Raw genomic sequence first — 17778 nt, forward strand, 5'->3', positions numbered from 1 at the left:
TTTTAGGAATTTTTGCAACGCTTAGCGATTGTGATGATAAACACGATGGACTGTTTCCAAAAAGGGATAGTCCATTTTCTTAAAATGTAAACTCGTCCATCTTGCTTAAAATAAAATTGCTTGATGAACGAGTTTAAGAGAAAGCTATGTTTTACGTATTATCAATCATATCCGGGGTTCTGATATGCTGCTTTTTCTGCTCCATCTAATTCCATTGCATCCATCTGCCCTTGCGGTATCGGACGTAGATAATGGAATGGTTGGATGTCACGGTTGAATGTAATCGGTGTATGATCCTCGATATTTGGCCCAGCAATTTGATATGTTTTAGCTCGTTCCTGCCATGTTTGCGTTCTTACCAGGTCGAACCAGCGATATCCTTCTCCAAAATACTCTCTGGAACGTTCATCCAAAATATAGTCGATCGTTATATTCGCTGGAGTCGCCGATGTCATCTCCGCACTCAAGTCCTCATTTTTTTCGATATTGCCGTTGTTATCCCAACGCCATACCCCTGCCCTTGCTCTTATCACGTTAATTAAGTCCCGTGCGCTCTTGCCTGCCTGCACCGCTGCGCCCTTCACGGCCGCCTCTGCTGCAATAAAATATAGCTCTGAAAACTTCGCAATATTGAAAGGACGCGTACTTCCTCCATTGGGTTGTCCCAGCCCGCCACCATCATTGGTGCGATATATACCCAATTTCCATAAATTTGGGTACTTTCTTCTGCTGATGGCACTTGGAGCTATTACGAAATCTGACCTTCCTGGTAAGACCCCTGCGCCAACATTGCTTTTGTACGTCGTATTGGAATAATCGACTGATTGCGCAGGTTCTTCATCTAGAATACTAAGAATGGCGTCTCCGGGATGCACAGGCATACCGTTTGCATTATAAAGAACCGTATTTGCTACGCCCGCTTTGTCCCAATTGCCCCGCCAAGTTGTAACGAATGTCCCGTCGTATCGTGAGTCATTCGTTTTGTCTGCGAAGGTTTGGATAATGGCATTTTGAGTAGGAGCCATACGCGTCCAAGGTCTACCGTAAGCTTGCGCGGCTTGTCGTTGTACCGATCGTACGACGGAAGACCAGTTTGCAGCAGTCGCGCTTTCCAAAAACGTATAATCCCATGTTACCATCCACACGGCAAAATTATCAGGCGATCCACCATTTCCCCAAGAGTGGCTACCGCCATTAAAATATTCGCTTTCTTCCGTATGATCAGCGTATAGCAGAATCTCGTTGTTCCGATCATTTGGTGCTAAGTTGACGTCATAGTAGGTTTCTTGCAAACCGTGGCTTCCGGGATTATCAATCGCCTCAACAGCCACATCGTATGCCTGTTGGAAATAATATTGTGCGCTGTGTCCGTCAGGATCGGTACGCGCAGTGGCCGGATAGGTCGGAATATTATCCGGATTTTCTAACCACCAAGCATAAGTAAGATATGCTTTCGCCAAATAGAGACGCGCAAGGGTTTTCGTTACTCCTCCTGTTACTCTTCCCACTTCTGGCAGATCGTCCACAGCTTGCTTTAAATCCGGAAAAACTGCCTTGGTATAAACTTCGGGCACGGTATTACGGACAGATCCTCTAAACGTAGAGGTATTAAACTTCAGCTCGCCGGCCCCCAAGTCCAACGGAACACCGCCGAAGGTCTGCACTAACATAAAATAATCAAAAGCTCGAAAAAAACGTGCTTCTGCCACCAGCGCGTCGGAAACAGTTCCTACTTCTTCTGCATTTTCTATAATTCCACTGGCTGTATTGATTGCAGGGAAAGCCGCGTTCCACAATACATCAGCCCTACTTCCACTAGGCGTTACCGTGCCCACACCTGAAAGATCCATATCTCTAAAATTAGCGTCAGCGGCCTGTGCATAGGTATATTCATCTGTTCCTGTTAGACATGCGTTTAAGTAATAACCGTTTCCATAAATCCACCGCAAATGGCCGTAAAGCGCTGTCACACCACCCACAACACCCTTTTCTGTTTTAAAATAATCTGGCGTAAATATATTTCTAGGCTCTTCTTCCAATATGCTATTGCAACTGCCAAATAGTATCGAAGTGCAAATAATACCTATTAAAACCGTGATATGTATATTCTTCATAATCTTTATACTTAAAATGTCAAATTAAGACCAATCATAAAATTTCGGTTAGCTGGCGTGTTCGTCCCGATGATCAACATACGCTCTTGAAACGCCGTCGTCACGGCCTGATTTTCATCTCCATAAGAGTTCGGCTCGGGATCCATACCCGATTCGCGGTGATATGGAGAAAATAGAACAAATGGATTTTGAACCGTTCCATATAAACGTAGACCACTAATGCCTCGTGCGCTGAGCCAACCGTCATTTTTAAAATTATATCCTAGTGTAATTGTTCTTACTTTTAAATACGATGAATCAAAGTAGCCCATTGTACTTCCATATTTAGGATTGTCGTTACTTTCGATACCTCCGGGTTTTGGGTATTTTGCGCCGGTATTTTCGGGTGTCCAGTAGTCTACTTTCACATTATTCCGCCGTCCACTCAACATGTTTAGATAGCCTGAGGATGAATATAGCGAACTAATCAACACGCCGCCGTTTCTATACGCTGCGACCAGACCGAGATCAAATCCCTTGTAAGACACACGTGTATTGAATCCTCCTTCAAAATTAGGGTTGGTATTGATGATTTGGCGATCGTCGGGATTAATCTGTCGTACAGGCGTGCCGTCCGCATCAAACTCACCGGTATATTTCACCTTAATCATCCCTACATTTCCCCCCGGCTCCAAGATATCCAAATGCGGGTCACCTTCCTGCCAAAGACCGATTTTCTCGTAATCGTAAATAACATCAATTGGATGTCCGACGAACCACCAATTTCCTTCATCGCGTGTGCGACCAGATGTTAAAGCGACCAGCTTGTTTCTATTTAAATAGAAATTGACGCCTGCCTCCCAACGCCATCCATTGTGATCATCCAATATCAATCCGTCCATGGAAAACTCAAAGCCTTTATTTTGGGTTTCTCCAACGTTGGCCATATAGCTACCTACGCCTGCCGTAGCTGGTAAACCAACACTTAACAGAAGGTCCTTTGTATGTTGGGTGTAGTACTCTACTGTACCCCGTAAACGGCTGTTTAACAGGGAAAAGTCTATTCCGTAATTCCATGTTGTTGTGTACTCCCAACCCAGAGCAGCGTTCGGCAACTCCGACACGTAATAGCCGATCGCGAACTCTTGTCCAAAATTATAAGGTCGTGTATTCAACAGCCCCAAAGTCTTATAAGGGTCGACAGATTGATTGGACGTTTGCCCATACCCTGCTCTCAGTTTCAGCGCATCTAACCAGCTTACGCTTTCCATAAAGCTCTCGTTCTTTATATTCCAACCGGCAGAAATTGCCGGATAAGCGTGCCATTTATAACCTGGTGCTAAACGTGAGGAGCCATCAGAACGTACCGTTGCACTTACCATGTAGCGCCCATCGTAATCATACATCACACGCCCCATCCAAGACATTAGTCCACTTTTATAGTATCCCTGGTTATCCGGATCGACGGTAATTTCTCCTGTAGCATGACCCAAATTATAAAACTGGAATTGATCAGCCGGAATATGTAAAGCTCGAACTTGAGAACTGTTAAACATGATCTGTTCTGCGGAATATAACCCCACCACATTGATACGGTGCTTATCTGCAAAGGTTCGATCGTAAGTCAACAGATTTTCGACTGTCCATTGCGTATTCATCGAATTGCTGATGGTCGCATTTGACGGGGTTGTCGGATCTTGGCTAAACACGCCTTCGCCTGTATAGCTACCCCCGTTCGTCATACGAAAGTTTAAGCCGACATTCGCCCTATATTTTAACCCCTCGATCCCCGGGATATCAACCTCACCAAAAAAGGTGTTGTAGGAGCCAAAACCTTTTGTTTGATCTATCCATCGATTTCCGAGATTTTCGATTGTCTCCCTAGAATACACCCATTGATTATCATTCGATAACCGAACTATATCCTTCCAAGAACCGTCCTCCTGATAGGGGTTAGCTATTGGCGTCGAACTCAATGTGCTATATAAGCCTAGGTTTCCACCACGATTTGTTGAATAATTGTTATTGGTCGTCAGTCCTACACGTAGTATATTCCCAATTTTTTGATCTAAGCTTCCCCGCATAGAAAACCGCTCAAAATTCTGTCCAGGTAACACAGCTTCGTCCCGAAAGTATCCCGCACTGAAATTATAGATCGTTTTCTCTGTACCACCAGAGATACTTAAATCTTGACTGGTCATTATACCATTTTTATACAATAGATCCTGCCAATCGGTATTGATATCGTTAGACTCATCGGCTCCGTTCTGGAAACGATTGGCAGTTTCGCGCAATTCGATAAACTCTTGAGCATTCATCATTGGATACCTACCAAAAAGTGTCTTAAGTCCCGTAAAACTGTTGAAGCTGACACGCGCTTGTTGCCCGCTATATCCTTTATGAGTCGTAATCAACATTACACCGTTTGCACCTCGTGAACCGTAAATCGCAGTTGCGGAAGCATCTTTTAAGATGTCCACACTTTCAATATCGATCGGATTAATGTCACTGATCGATCCTGCGAAAGGTATTCCGTCGAGCACAATCAACGGATCATTACTCGCATTTAAAGAGCGCGTGCCCCGAATACGGATTTGCATGGGTGCTCCGGGTTTAGAGGAGGATTGTGTAATCTGCACGCCCGCGACACGTCCCTGTAAAGCTTGCGAAATATTCGAAGCGGGCACCTCGTTCATCTGTTCCCCACTGATGGATGCTACAGAGCCGGTAATAGACTCTTTACGCTGTGTCCCGTAACCAACTACGACGACCTCGTCCATTGCAATGTCGTCGCGGACTAGTGTGATGTCAAGATGAGATTCGTTTCCAAGTACATATTCTTTAACAGAATAACCGATATTAGAGAAAATCAATGTAGCACCAAGACGTACCGACAGCGAAAAACGGCCGTCCTCTCCCGTTGACGTAGCCGTATCCGAACCCTCCACACGCACAGACACACCACTTAGTGGTTGTCCACCTGCAGCAGCGACCCTCCCTTGAACCATTCGCTCTTGCGCAAACAAACTGCCGGTCATCAAAAATGTCAGTATACATACCGACCAATGGACCAAGCTCCCTCTTGCCATTTTTCGAATACCAAGTGTTAAAAATCTAGGTTTTGTCATCATATTAAGTTTTAATTTAGCATTTCACTTCTTACATTTTTCTGTACACAACCGATGGCGTTCCTACAGAAAAATCAGGTTTATAATATCTGTCTATCGTCAACTTTCTAATACAGTAAACGCGTGGTTGCTTGTACAATGTTACGCTTATCTCTATTTTTGCTTATTCATATAGGTAACATAGACGTTTCAATTCGTTACGTTAAGCGTTTTTTGACCTTTTATTGGGTGATTTTGAGCATCAAAGTTTTCTGGTTTCTGTTTGCCGAGGTTCCGCCGTACATAATAGTATAGTCACCTTGCTTCAACACCAATCCGTCCTTTCGCTCGTCGTAAAAATGAAAAGCATCTGGATGGATTTCTAAATCAATCAATTTTGTTTCCCCTGCTTTAATGGGAACACGCGTGAAAGCGCGTAGTGATTTTACGGGAGCAAGTTCATCATCTTGTCGTGCCACATAAACTTGTACCACCTCTTCTCCGTCAAGCTCTGATATATTGGTTACTGGGACGGACAGTTTTACCGCAGCACCTCCGTCGATGGTTGATTCGGCTAACGTAACCTCACCATAGGAGAATGCTGAATAACTCAATCCATGCCCGAATGGATATAATGGTGTATCTTTCATATAGCGATATGTACGGCCCTGCATATCGTAATTTTCAAAACCTTGGCGTTTTTCGTCGCCGGTTTGGGTTAATGCATTATCCAGTTGTGCCAAGGATTTATAGAAGGTCACCGGAAGCCGGCCCGCCGGGTTGTAGTCGCCGAAAAGAACATCAGCTACAGCTGTACCGGCTCTTTCTCCCCCATACCACGCACAAAGTAAAGCATCATAGTTTACCTCGTCTTGCTCTAACGCTAATGCACTTCCGGTACACAAAACAAATATCACAGGCTTTCCCGTTTGACGTAGCGCGGCCAGTAAATCGCGTTGCACCTTCGGCAAATCGATCGACGTCCGGTCTCCACCCTTGAAACCTTCCGCGTCGACGTACATCTCCTCTCCTTCCAACTGCGGCGACAGCCCTCCTGCATAGACAATGGCATCTACTGCTTTTAAACGTTCGGTCAACTCAGTAAAATCAGCTTTTTCCTTTTTAAAAACTGAGAATCCCATCGTTAGGATACTTCCTTTTTGCCGATGCTCAAATACGATAGGGTAAGATTTCCCTTTCTTAACCTGCACGGAATATTCAGCACCACGCACCGCAGCACGCCCTTCCATTTTACCAATTTCCTTCCCATCAAACATTAAAACGTAACCATCGTTCGCGTTGGCTTTAAACACAACTTCCCCGGTGTAAGGCGCAACAAACACACCGGAAATCCGCGTCGAGGTATTTTCCAAATTCACGTCCTGTGCCAACGCTGTACCGCCGCGGTTAGAATACTCAATTCCCAAATGATTTGTTATTGTTCGTACGGGTTTTCCTTCTAAAGCATTATTGTTATAGAACTCAACTTTCAGACCTTTTTCTCCATCTTCCCTTGTCAAAAACGATCCGTATAGCGAATTCCTAACCCAAGGATCCACCAAATCACTGCCCTTTTCATAAATTACTTCTGCATTTGGCACTTTTTTCCGAATACCTTCTAGAATGGTTACAGTCGAAGTAGGTGTACCATTATAGTTACCCCAAAGCATCATGCTATCAGCAGCGTTTGCCCCCACAACTGCGATACGCTTAATATCTTTATTTAAAGGGAGTGTTTGCTTTTCATTCTTCAACAACGTCATTGATTGACGCGCAACATCCAAAGCTTGCTTCTGGTGTTTTTCGGAGGCCACAATGTCATACGATAGGGTACTCCATGGTACACGATCTTCCGGATCAAACATGCCCAGTTCAAACCAGCCACGCAAGACGCGTCGTAAAGAAACGTCGATTTGTTCCTCCGTAATCAGCCCCAGTTTAACAGACTCCAATAAATGTTCGTAAGATTGTCCACATTCCAAATCTGTGGACGTCAATACAGCATTCGCGACTGCTTCTGCTGGTGTTTCATGCGATTCATGGTGGCCTTTCTTATAGAAGTCGTCAATAGCCCAGCAATCCGACACGACCATACCCTCGAATCCCCATTTATTTCGAAGAATATCCATCATCAGTCGATCGCTTCCGCAACAAGGCTTACCTTCAAATGCATTATATGCACACATCACTTCCTGTACATTACCTTCCTGAACCAAGGCTTTAAAGGCTGGAAGGTAGGTTTCCCATAAGTCACGATTGGAAACGACAGCATTATAGGAGTGTCGATTCCATTCCGGACCACTGTGTACCGCATAATGTTTGGCACAGGCATGTGTTTTAAAATAAGTCTCATCATCTCCCTGCAAGCCTTTCACTGCCGCTAATCCCAGCCGCGTTGTCAGATACGGGTCCTCCCCATATGTCTCTTGTCCTCGCCCCCATCGCGGATCTCGGAAGATATTGATATTTGGTGTCCAGAAGCTCAAGCCATAGTAGCGCCCCCGTTCACCTTGTCGCACAGCCTCGTTATATTTTGCACGCGCTTCATCCGAAATAATTTCGAAGGTTTCTAGATGTCCCGGTTCGTTCCAAGTTGCTGCCATCCCAATAGCCTGCGGAAATACCGTTGCCTTTCCCGAACGCGCTACTCCGTGGAGCGCTTCATTCCACCAATCATAGGCTGGGATATCCAGTCGGGGCACAGGCTTCGAACTGTTCATCATCAGTCCTACTTTTTCTTCTAAGGTCAATAGTCCGATCAAATTAGCGACCCGCTCTTCAAGAGGTAGATCTGGATTACGAAAAGGATAAGTCTGATTTTTTATATTTCCCTTAAAGGTAAACGCCATTAAAATCAACGCTAGAAAGGTCCCTGTCAAGTAGTATTTTCTTTTCATAACATGTCTCATTAGTTTCTATTTTATTCCGAAGCGAATACAATATGATGTGTTTTCACGACTCCTTTATAGTCAAATTTTACCGTAGCTGCTCCAGACCTTGATTTCGCCTGTGTAACCGTCACGTTCACGTCTGGGTTTGTGGCAGAAGCGGTAATAACCGGAACTGTTGTTTTACCCGCGGGAATTTTATAAGTCGTTTCGTAACGATCATAACCGACGATGCCATTCGCGTTTGTCGAGCGAACTGGTGTCGTTGATACCGCTATTGCCTTCCCATCGACGGCAATGTTTACCGTAGGTACGACTGGCCGTCTGATTTCCTTGTCGCGAGAGCTAAACCCTAGTCCACTTAACTCGAAAAGATCCGTGGAATCGGTTCCCTCCGCCACCAAGTAAACAGCATGCTTTTGATCCAAATGATCAACAAACCTAGCCACGTCGACCGTAAATTTCGTTTCGACCTGTTCCGCATTTGCAGGCACCACGATTTCCCCCATCTTTGTTCCTTTCCATGTATCGTTATCCCACGGTCCGTCTAACCAGATATGAACCTTGAATGCCTTTGTTGTTTTGGGCGTAAGAAAAAGACTAAAGGCTGTTTCGTTTCCTTTCCTAGTTCCATTAAACGCTTTCAAACCATTTTTGTCTTGATCAAGCCCACCGAAACCAAAATACTTGTACCCGATGATATGCCCGTCCTTAACGGGGGAAATTGGCATGTGGTTATCCCAGATATCCCAGGAATCCTGCATCGTACCTACATCTGACAGATAAGAAGCGTATCCCGCCGAATAATACTGATAAGGATCCAGACCATACATATGGAATCCCTCAGACGTTACTTCAGCGCCTGTGTATTCCCGCCCTTGGCTATCTTTTGCCGTCCACATATTATTTTTTGCATACGGATCGTAAGCACGGATTCTCACCGTACCTCCCTCGGCTACCGACTTTTCATCCCAATCGATTAGGATTGGCGCTACCACAGCCTGACGCGCAAAACCAAAATTTCGCGGCGGCCTGTGGTAGAAAACGTACCATTGACCGTTGATTTCTTCAATACTTCCATGCGTATTATGTCCCCCGTTAGTCGTTTGCAACGCACTCCCCTCCTTATTCGGTACCGGTCCGCGGGAGTCTATCAACACACCGCCGCTTTTCCATGGTCCCAATGGCGAATCTCCCACCAGATAACGTAAGGTCGAGTTAGAACTACCGACGCCATACTCCGGCCCGGAGTATCCGCTATACACCGAGACGTACTTGTTACCTACCTTCCGAATCGAGGACGCTTCAAAAAAATTAAACGCCTCTAAATCTTCTCCCGGCAGTATATTGGGATATTCAGTGCCTTCCGGATCACGCAACACACCATAACGTGCACTTGCTGGAATAAAGCGATCAATAATTTCTGTTCCCGGTCTCACAGAATACATCGTATGCTGATCCAGTTCTGCCGCTAGAGACCGTTGGAATCCCCAGTAAGCATATGCTCTAAATCCAATTTCAAAATCGGGATCATTCGGGTCCGTAATATATTCGATGTACACAGCCGGATCAAACCCAATCCTACTGCCAGGCACCGTACGTCTACCATCTTCCGTTAAGTTAATGGGCGTAAAAGGTCCGTCGGGCCGACTACCTTTTGCTACCATAGCTTCACGGTTCTGTCCTCGACTGTGTGGGTATAAATAGTACTCCTTGGTACCATCCTTACGCTTAACTTCAACGAGATCCGGCGCGTACATCACATCCCACTGTCCATCAACCTGGTAAGTAAAAATCGCGCCTTCGTCGCGCCAACTAGATAAGTCCTCAACCGGAGCTGACCACATTCGGATATCAGGTCCACAATAACTATCAAACCGCACGTCATGTGAACCAATGATGTAAGCGCGATATTTACCGGGATTGTCGGGATCTTCAAACACGCGAGGTTCGCCATCGGGCAAATGTTCCCAAAGAGGCAAATAAGGATTGCCGGCACCTTGATGTACAAATTTTTGTTGCGGCATCGTTCGTTGGATAGCGTAATCCTGTCCATTTAACCCGGTTACAGTGAACAATGTCGCAGCAAAAAGAGATAACATGACTTGCTTCTTCTTAAACATACTTCTAGATCTTTTCATAATGATACGTCTTATTAAACTCACCTGTTTCTACCAGTCGTCTGTGCGGAATGGAGATGCCAATAGTCCTTCTTTATTTTCCAAATTGGCCTCTTCGGGATTATTACTCCAGGCATAGCGAACAGCTATCGGATTTTTTACCTGTTCGTTATGAATCACAACCGCATTACCCTTGATCACGGCATGTGCCCAAACAAACTTTTTATCCCTTCCCGCTATTGCAAAATGCCGCAACGCACCTTCTCTACTTCGTAGACCGCCGCCGACTTCCGTAAAGAACAAGACAATCTTGTCGTTCTCTATTTTCATATCTTGATATACAGGGCCGGCGCTGACTAGTTTTTCGCCATAGGAAAGTTTTCTAGCCCCCAAAAACAGGCGATAAGCCAGATCTTTTTTGTTCAACGGGTGAATATCATTCCATTCGCCGATGTCATACGTCACGGCTAATGACGTATAGGGTATTTCTTGCGTCGCTTTAAGCTGTGCTTCGCGTATTTCTGCCCAACCGCTTTCCTGCGGCTCATTGGATTTTTTTAAGTAATTGGGTAACTGTACGACAAAAAAGGGCAGTTCCGGCGCTTGGTAAAGTTCCCGCCAATTGCCAATCAATGACTCCAAATACGTTTGATAGTGTTGCGGGCGACCGGCATTCGTTTCTCCTTGGTACCAAATCACTCCCCGTACCCCGTAGTCCCGAATAGGGTAAATCATACCGTTATATAATCCCGATCCGGCCGTTTTTCTATTGTGAAGTCGGTTTTTATAACGGTTGATTTCGTCTACATCTAGTCCTACCCTGTATCTCCATTCTCCAGTTAAATCCACTTCAACCCCATCTCCTATTATTTTATAAGGCTTATCGGGTACAAAACCTCCGTTGCCACTGCTCGCGTTCAATTGAACCGTGATGTTATTTTTCCCCGCACGGAGCACCCCTGCGGGGATATCATATTCGCGCGGAGGATACATATACGATGTTGATCCTACAAAGTGCCCGTTGACGAAAACAGAATCACTGTCTATCAGCATGCCTAAGCGAAGTTTAGCGTGTCTTCCGTCCATGGACTCGGGCATTTCAAAATTTTTTCGAAAATAGAGCATTCCTTTCGTGTTTATTCCCTGCGAGCGCCAAAGTCCCGGAACTGATACGGTTTTCCAGCCTGCGTCATTCCAACCCGGTTCCGTCCATTTTCCAGAACCTCGATCGGTTCCTGCGATCTTTACACTATCGATAGCCTCCTGATCAAGCAACAAATCGGGAAATTCTTTTAAATGTTCCTGGCTAATCCAGCTTTCGATGGCAGAACCACCCAAGCTAGAGACGAGCATACCCACGGGTATTTTCGTATGATGATAAGCCTCCTGCGCATAAAAATAAGCCAAAGCAGTCCAGTTCATGACCTCTGAAGCCACTGCGGAGTGCCATTTGCCGCCCTTAGGAATATCTTCTTGTACCGATTCAACTGTGTTATGTGTCGGTACTTTAAAATGGCGGATCATGTGGTTATTGGATACATCTATCTCCGGGTAGCGGTTCGTCAGACGTGCGATTGGTGTTTCCATATTGGATTGTCCGGAGGCCAGCCACACGTCGCCAATCAGAATATCGCGAATCACGATTTCGTTAACCTCCATAATATATGGCCCTCCTGCCGCTTGCGGAGGCAACTGCACTGTCCATTTGCCGTCTTTTCCAGCCTCGGTATAATAATATTTACCTTGGAACCGAACGGTTACTTTCTCGCTGACATCTGCCCAACCCCAAATGTGCAGGTCGATGTCACGCTGCAAAACCATCTTGTCGCTGATGAGCCGAGGAAGCCGTACCTTCGCTGCAACTAGATCAAAGCACCCTACCAACAGGGCTAAAAGTGACAACACAACAATGCTATTCTTTCTCATTATAAATCCCTATTTCGTTGATTGGGCGATTCATCCGTAAAAAGGTAAGTTTCCTGATAACCGCCGAAGTCGACGATTATTTTTTGAAACACGATACCCGGATCTAATGGCTTTACGATCAATGTCTGTACGCCGTCGTCCGTCGTCGGCAGCGGAAACTTCGCGTCCTTCTTTACCACGCGACGAGCAACCGTAGGATAAAATTTCGTATAGATGTTTTCTGGATCTTCATTTAAATCTGCGTTGAAGTTTATGGTTTTCTCCTCACCACCCGCAAATCCAATGGTATATTCATGCCCCTTATTGTCATGGAATGCTAAGGTCGATTTAACTACCACATGTACGGTAACTTCAGTGACATCTTTTGGAATCTGCATCTTATAGGAAAGCGAAGCACCATTGACTGCTTTCGAATAAGGCATCACCGCCATACCACTTAATGTCCGTCCTTGATACGGAATAACCGTCCAAGTGGCTTCGGACGCATCTTTTGCTTCAAAATAATGTTCCGCTTCCATCACAACTACACCATCCTTACAGGTAAAGAGATAACCACCTACAGCATTCTCTGGGTGCTCCATACGATGTATTTCCGGCAGGGTATCTTCGGGAAAATTATCATTCCATGAGGTATAGCCAATTTTCTTCTGAATCATCATGCCGTTCCATTTCCCGTCGGCCATCACATGGTTATAATCGTGGCTCAGCTCTGCGTCACGCTTGAACGTTTCCTCAACTCTGTCGGCCCACAAATTTGCCTGTGGATTATTTTCTTTGTACAATTTGTGGTTCATAGCTTGCGCATAGTACATCTCATATAGATTTGCGGTCGCTTGTACCGGATAAAGGAGTAATTGTTTATACGCATCCCGGTATTGCGGCTTGAGCGAAAGGTATTGGCGTAAGGCTTCAGCTTCTAGTTTAACATATTCGTCAGCTACCTGTTTCCACTCGCCCGTCTCGATATTGTAAGTGTGGCGGTCAAGCATTTCCGGTGTGACGCGTCCATTATATTTGCTATATAAGTTCAAGATGCGCATAGCTTCATCTGCCTGTTCTTCGCCGAACTGCTGCGCACAGAATTGTCGCGTATGGTCCAACAGATTATCTACAGAAAAGTTGTTTGGATTCCAGGCCATGTCCAGAAAGAGCGTGATGGGATATTCCATAGGCTTTAGATCTCCAACGTTCACGATCCAAAGCTTATCTACCCCATAATCATAGGCCAGCTGAAGCTGTTCCCACATATTCTGGATCGGCGTGACATTGAGCCATTTTGTATTACGGGGAGCTCCTACATAGTCAACATGGTAATACATCCCCCACCCTCCGGGGTGATTCTTTTCATCTCCTCTCGGCAAACGGCGTACATTACCCCAATTATCGTCGCACAACAGCATGATAACATCATCGGGCACCCGCAGTCCCATGTCAAAATAACGCTGTACTTCCTTGTATATCGCCCAAACTTGGGGGCGCTTTTCAGGTGCATCGCCCGTTACGTCCTCTATGATCTCTCTTTGGTTTTTAATGATCTTCTCTAACAGTTTGATATTTTCTTGCTCACGCGCCACATAATTATGGTCTTCTCCTTCCTTGCCCCCCATAGGCGTGTCGCCATCGCCGCGCATACCAATAGTTATCAGATCTTCGGTGCCTTGTGCCCGTTCTATTCCTTCACGGAAAAAGCGATCAATCACTTCTTGGTTCGTGCTGTAGTCCCACACACCATACTCTTTTCGTTTTCTCGCCCATTCCTGATGGTTGCGCGCCATCGGTTCGTGATGTGTGGTACCGATAATAACCCCCATTTCATTGGCGATTTTACTATTTTCCGGATCATCTGCATAGAAGCTCCAGCTCCACATAGCCGGCCATAGGAAATTACCGCGCAGACGAAGAATCAGTTCGAATACACGGCCGTAAAACCGATGATCTCCGTATTTCGTTCCATATGTATTGAATACCCAGGTGGTTAAACAAGGTGCTTCGTCATTCAAAAATATACCCCGGTATTTCACAACCGGTTCTCCTGCGGTGTAAACCCCTCGAGCAATAGATAAATTCTGTTGTTGCACTACGGGAACATCTGCCCAATCATACCACGGTGACACACCGATTTGTTCAGACAACTCGTATATCCCATATATCGTGCCCCGCTTATCACTACCGGCAATCACCAACGCTTCTTTTACTCCAACCATGGGGTTGTCCACGACGGTCATCAGGTATTTTTCGTTTTTATCGATCAACTCGGCACCATCTATCTTTTTGTTATTAATCAGTTCTTTGATGTAACGGCTCTCGAGCGTACCCACTATAACCAAGCGGTTGTTACTCGGTTTAAAAATCAAGGGCGCGCGGTTGCCCGATACCCTGCCAAAGTCTTCCTGAAGATTCTTGGCTGCGATCATTACTCCCCCATCCTCGTTTTCATCAATCAAAATCGTGCTGGGTACTCCCTTTTCGATCAGCGTTAGCCGATCGGAAGACAACTGCGTGCCGGTTATTCCTTTGTGGTCGATGGCCAGTACGTGTGCGGTAATCATTGCCGACACTAATATTAGTATAAAATGTTTCATCATTTACATTGTTGTTTTAATATATAGTTTACAATTAATTATGATGCTTCATATTTAGTTTTATTTTTTTTAAGTCCTTTAATTCATGAATCGGGCGTTCGATCTCGTATGGAATAGGCATGTTGGAGAACGTCTGAAAGTACAACAAGCAAGCGTCTTTCCACCACACCGCATCTTTTGCTTGAACTTTCAGTTTGGATTGTACTTCGCTAAATCGTTGTTCGTCGACATACGGTTCGAGCTTATCCCAGATTTTCTGAAACCCCCGCACCTCCTGTACGCCTCGGTCGTAATGAAAACAGAGTTCATCCCATAAGGTGCGTCCGCTTTTCATACTGTGTGTCCACGGCACGTGATGGAACCACAATAACAGATTTTCCGGACAGGTTTCGATGGTATTGAATATGCTCCGCAGCGGTTCACTATATTGTGATACGGCATTGCTTCCAGTTGTTGTGCGATCAAATCCTAATCCCGCAGTATCGGCATTATGATAATACCACGGCATCCAGTCAGGTCTTCCTCCTTTCCGATCCCCCCATGGTTCCGGTCCATAGTGATGGTCGAAAGCAAAAATATGATGCAGTCCCAGCGGCATCATATAGTCGACCACGGCTTCACGCGAATCGATCATCATCTGCTGAATAGGTTTTACAAAATCAGCATCTCCGGTGAACGTCATATGAATCCACTCTCTTGCAATCTCTTCCGAAGACAGCGCATGATTCCAAGCCAGACGGCCAAACGCATACCAATTTGCCTGGCCAAAATGGTGCCCTGTCCAGTTCGTATCTTCGCCAATATTAGCCACTGCCGAAATAGCGGTTTTCTTGTGTCGCCAGATACTCCCATCGGTTACACGTGCCACCGTGCTCCCCTCTCCCGCACTATAGGTATCGGCGTCCAGCGTCTCCTTAAACAAAGGGGCCAGATAAGCTAAATGGTTTGAGAAACCTAGGTATTCCTGTGTAATCTGGAATTCAATCATCTGCGCAGTATGCTGCATAGCACCGAAAAGTGGCGTGAACGGCTCCCTTGGTTGAAAATCGATAGGCCCATTTTTGATCTGGATGATGACATTGTCCCGGAATTCGCCGTCCAACGGTACAAACTCCTGATATGCTTGCTTCGCGCGATCCTCTTCCGACGGGTTATAAACGAAGGCACGCCACATCACCACGCCACCGTACGGCTTCAGTGCATCGGCAAGCATATTAGCTCCATCAGCGTGTGTACGCCCGTAATCCTGCGGCCCCGGCTGCCCTTCCGAATTGGCCTTAACTAAAAAGCCTCCGAAATCGGGAATATGTTGGTAGATTTCTTTGACTTTTGTATTCCACCAATCCTGCACTTCTTTACGCGAAGGATCGGAGTCAGCCAAACCATCCAGCAGTGCTGGCGATGAAAAATTAGCGGATAAATATACGCGGATACCGTATTTCCGAAAAACATCCGCCAAGGCTTTTACCTTTACGATATAATGAGACGTCAGAATCTCCGGTGATGCGTTGACATTATTCAGCACAGTAGCGTTGATTCCGATAGAAGCATTCGCCCGGGCGTACTGCTCGTACCTCGGCGATAGTTGATGAGGCAATTCTTCCCATTTCCACAAAGAATAACCCGCGTACCCCCTTTCTACCGTCCTGTCGAGGTTGTCCCAATGGTTCAATATGCGGATATCATAATCGGGGATCTCTTCGACCTGTAGATGGTTTATGTCCTCTCCCATCTCTTGCAAGCGCAATAAGTGGTAGGCGCCGTAGAGTAGCCCGACTGGTTCCGCAGCAACAAGCTCAATACGTGAGATATTACCTTTAATAACATAACCTTCTTTTAATCTTGTCAACTTTTTATCTAGTTTCAACACCACCGACTGTCCCGCCCAGTAGTTCTCGAGCTCCTTTTGGGCCAACTGAGCCATAGCATGCGTAGCACGCAGATCGATAGTCCGTTTATTCACAACAGACTTCTCAACAGGCACATACCTTAACCAAAGTTGGCTACCGTTTTCCGCATGCCCCAGAAACGGCAGTAGAAGGGTAACGTATAGGAAATATCTTGTGATAGGCGACATATTTATTGTTTTTGTGCGTTACTGTCCTGCAATTGTTTTGATCAATCCCTGTTTATCATATTCCAACTCTACCATCTTCATGCTCCGTAGCCATGTTTTCCCACCTGATGGAACAGCGTCATGATAGAACAGGTACCACTTTCCTTTAAACTCCAAAATGCTATGATGCGTAGTCCAGCCGACGACAGGCGTCAATATGACCCCTTGATATGTAAAGGGACCATAAGGGTTATCGCCCACGGCGTAACACAACAAATGCGTATCCCCTGTAGAATACGAAAAGTAATATTTGTCCTGATATTTATGCACCCATGAAGCCTCAAAAAAACGCCGTTCGGTATCCCCTTGTTTCAGCGGGCTACCCGCTTCGTCCAGCAAAAGAATATCGCGCGGTTCTTCCGCAAACTCCAGCATATTATCCTGTAGTTTGGCTATTTTGGGACAAAGTGCCGGTTCATGAAAATGAGGAAGCTCACAGGGCGGCGTTAGCTTATTATTACGATAAAACTGCAATTGTCCACCCCAAATTCCGCCAAAATAAACGAAATATTCTCCGTTCTCTTCGAAAATACAAGGGTCTATACTATAGCTTCCCTTCATCGGATTTGCTTCAGGGTCAAATGGCCCTTCGGGTTTATCGCTGACTGCTACCCCTAGGCGAAAAATATCATTTTTGTCTTTCAGGGGAAAGTACAAATAATACTTTCCATCCTTATGCGCGACATCAGCATCCCAAAGCTGTCGTCCTCCCCACGGAATATCCTTTACCGAGAGTACGACGCCATGATCGATCACTTCGGCTTCCGGGTCTTCCATCGAGAAAACATGATAATCTCGCATATTAAAATGATCACCGTTGTCATTTTCTGCGATACCGCTTTCCCAGTCATGCGAGGGATAGATATAAATCTTATCCTCAAATACGTGAGCGGACGGATCTGCCATATAATCATTGGGAACTAAATATTTAGAAGTCTTCATATTT

At 45.6% G+C, this 17778-nt stretch carries 8 protein-coding genes; all 8 read right to left on the reverse strand.

All coding sequences use genetic code 11. The features are described 5' to 3' along the window. Positions 1 to 161 precede the first annotated feature (161 nt). Positions 162 to 2114 (reverse strand): RagB/SusD family nutrient uptake outer membrane protein, encoded by a 1953-nt coding sequence (locus C5745_RS07925; protein WP_105716459.1) that lies wholly within the window; start codon positions 2112 to 2114, stop codon positions 162 to 164. An 11-nt stretch (positions 2115 to 2125) separates the two neighbouring features. Beyond that, positions 2126 to 5224, reverse strand: a complete 3099-nt coding sequence (locus C5745_RS07930) for a SusC/RagA family TonB-linked outer membrane protein (protein ID WP_243403282.1) — start codon at positions 5222 to 5224, stop codon at positions 2126 to 2128. Positions 5225 to 5442: 218 nt separating this feature from the next. Further along, entirely contained in the window at positions 5443 to 8097 is a 2655-nt protein-coding gene (locus C5745_RS07935) for a glycoside hydrolase family 3 C-terminal domain-containing protein (protein ID WP_105716628.1), read from the reverse strand. A gap of 23 nt (positions 8098 to 8120) precedes the next feature. Beyond that, positions 8121 to 10229, reverse strand: a complete 2109-nt coding sequence (locus C5745_RS07940; protein WP_105716461.1) for a glycoside hydrolase family protein — start codon at positions 10227 to 10229, stop codon at positions 8121 to 8123. Between the two features lie 30 nt (positions 10230 to 10259). After that, a complete protein-coding gene (locus tag C5745_RS07945; RefSeq protein ID WP_105716462.1) occupies positions 10260 to 12134 on the reverse strand; it encodes a sialate O-acetylesterase in 1875 nt (624 codons plus the stop codon). After that, on the reverse strand, positions 12134 to 14719 hold the full coding sequence (locus C5745_RS07950; RefSeq protein WP_105716463.1) for a glycosyl hydrolase 115 family protein: 2586 nt from the start codon (positions 14717 to 14719) through the stop codon (positions 12134 to 12136). Before C5745_RS07950 ends, C5745_RS07945 begins: the two co-directional genes overlap by 1 nt. Before the next feature lie 31 nt (positions 14720 to 14750). Continuing rightward, positions 14751 to 16793: an alpha-glucuronidase gene (locus C5745_RS07955; protein ID WP_105716464.1), complete on the reverse strand. Its 2043-nt coding sequence runs from the start codon at positions 16791 to 16793 to the stop codon at positions 14751 to 14753. Between the two features lie 18 nt (positions 16794 to 16811). Beyond that, positions 16812 to 17774 (reverse strand): glycoside hydrolase family 43 protein, encoded by a 963-nt coding sequence (locus tag C5745_RS07960; RefSeq protein WP_105716465.1) that lies wholly within the window; start codon positions 17772 to 17774, stop codon positions 16812 to 16814. Positions 17775 to 17778 lie beyond the last annotated feature (4 nt).

The organism is Sphingobacterium haloxyli (assembly GCF_002980525.1).
Taxonomy (GTDB): domain Bacteria; phylum Bacteroidota; class Bacteroidia; order Sphingobacteriales; family Sphingobacteriaceae; genus Sphingobacterium; species Sphingobacterium haloxyli.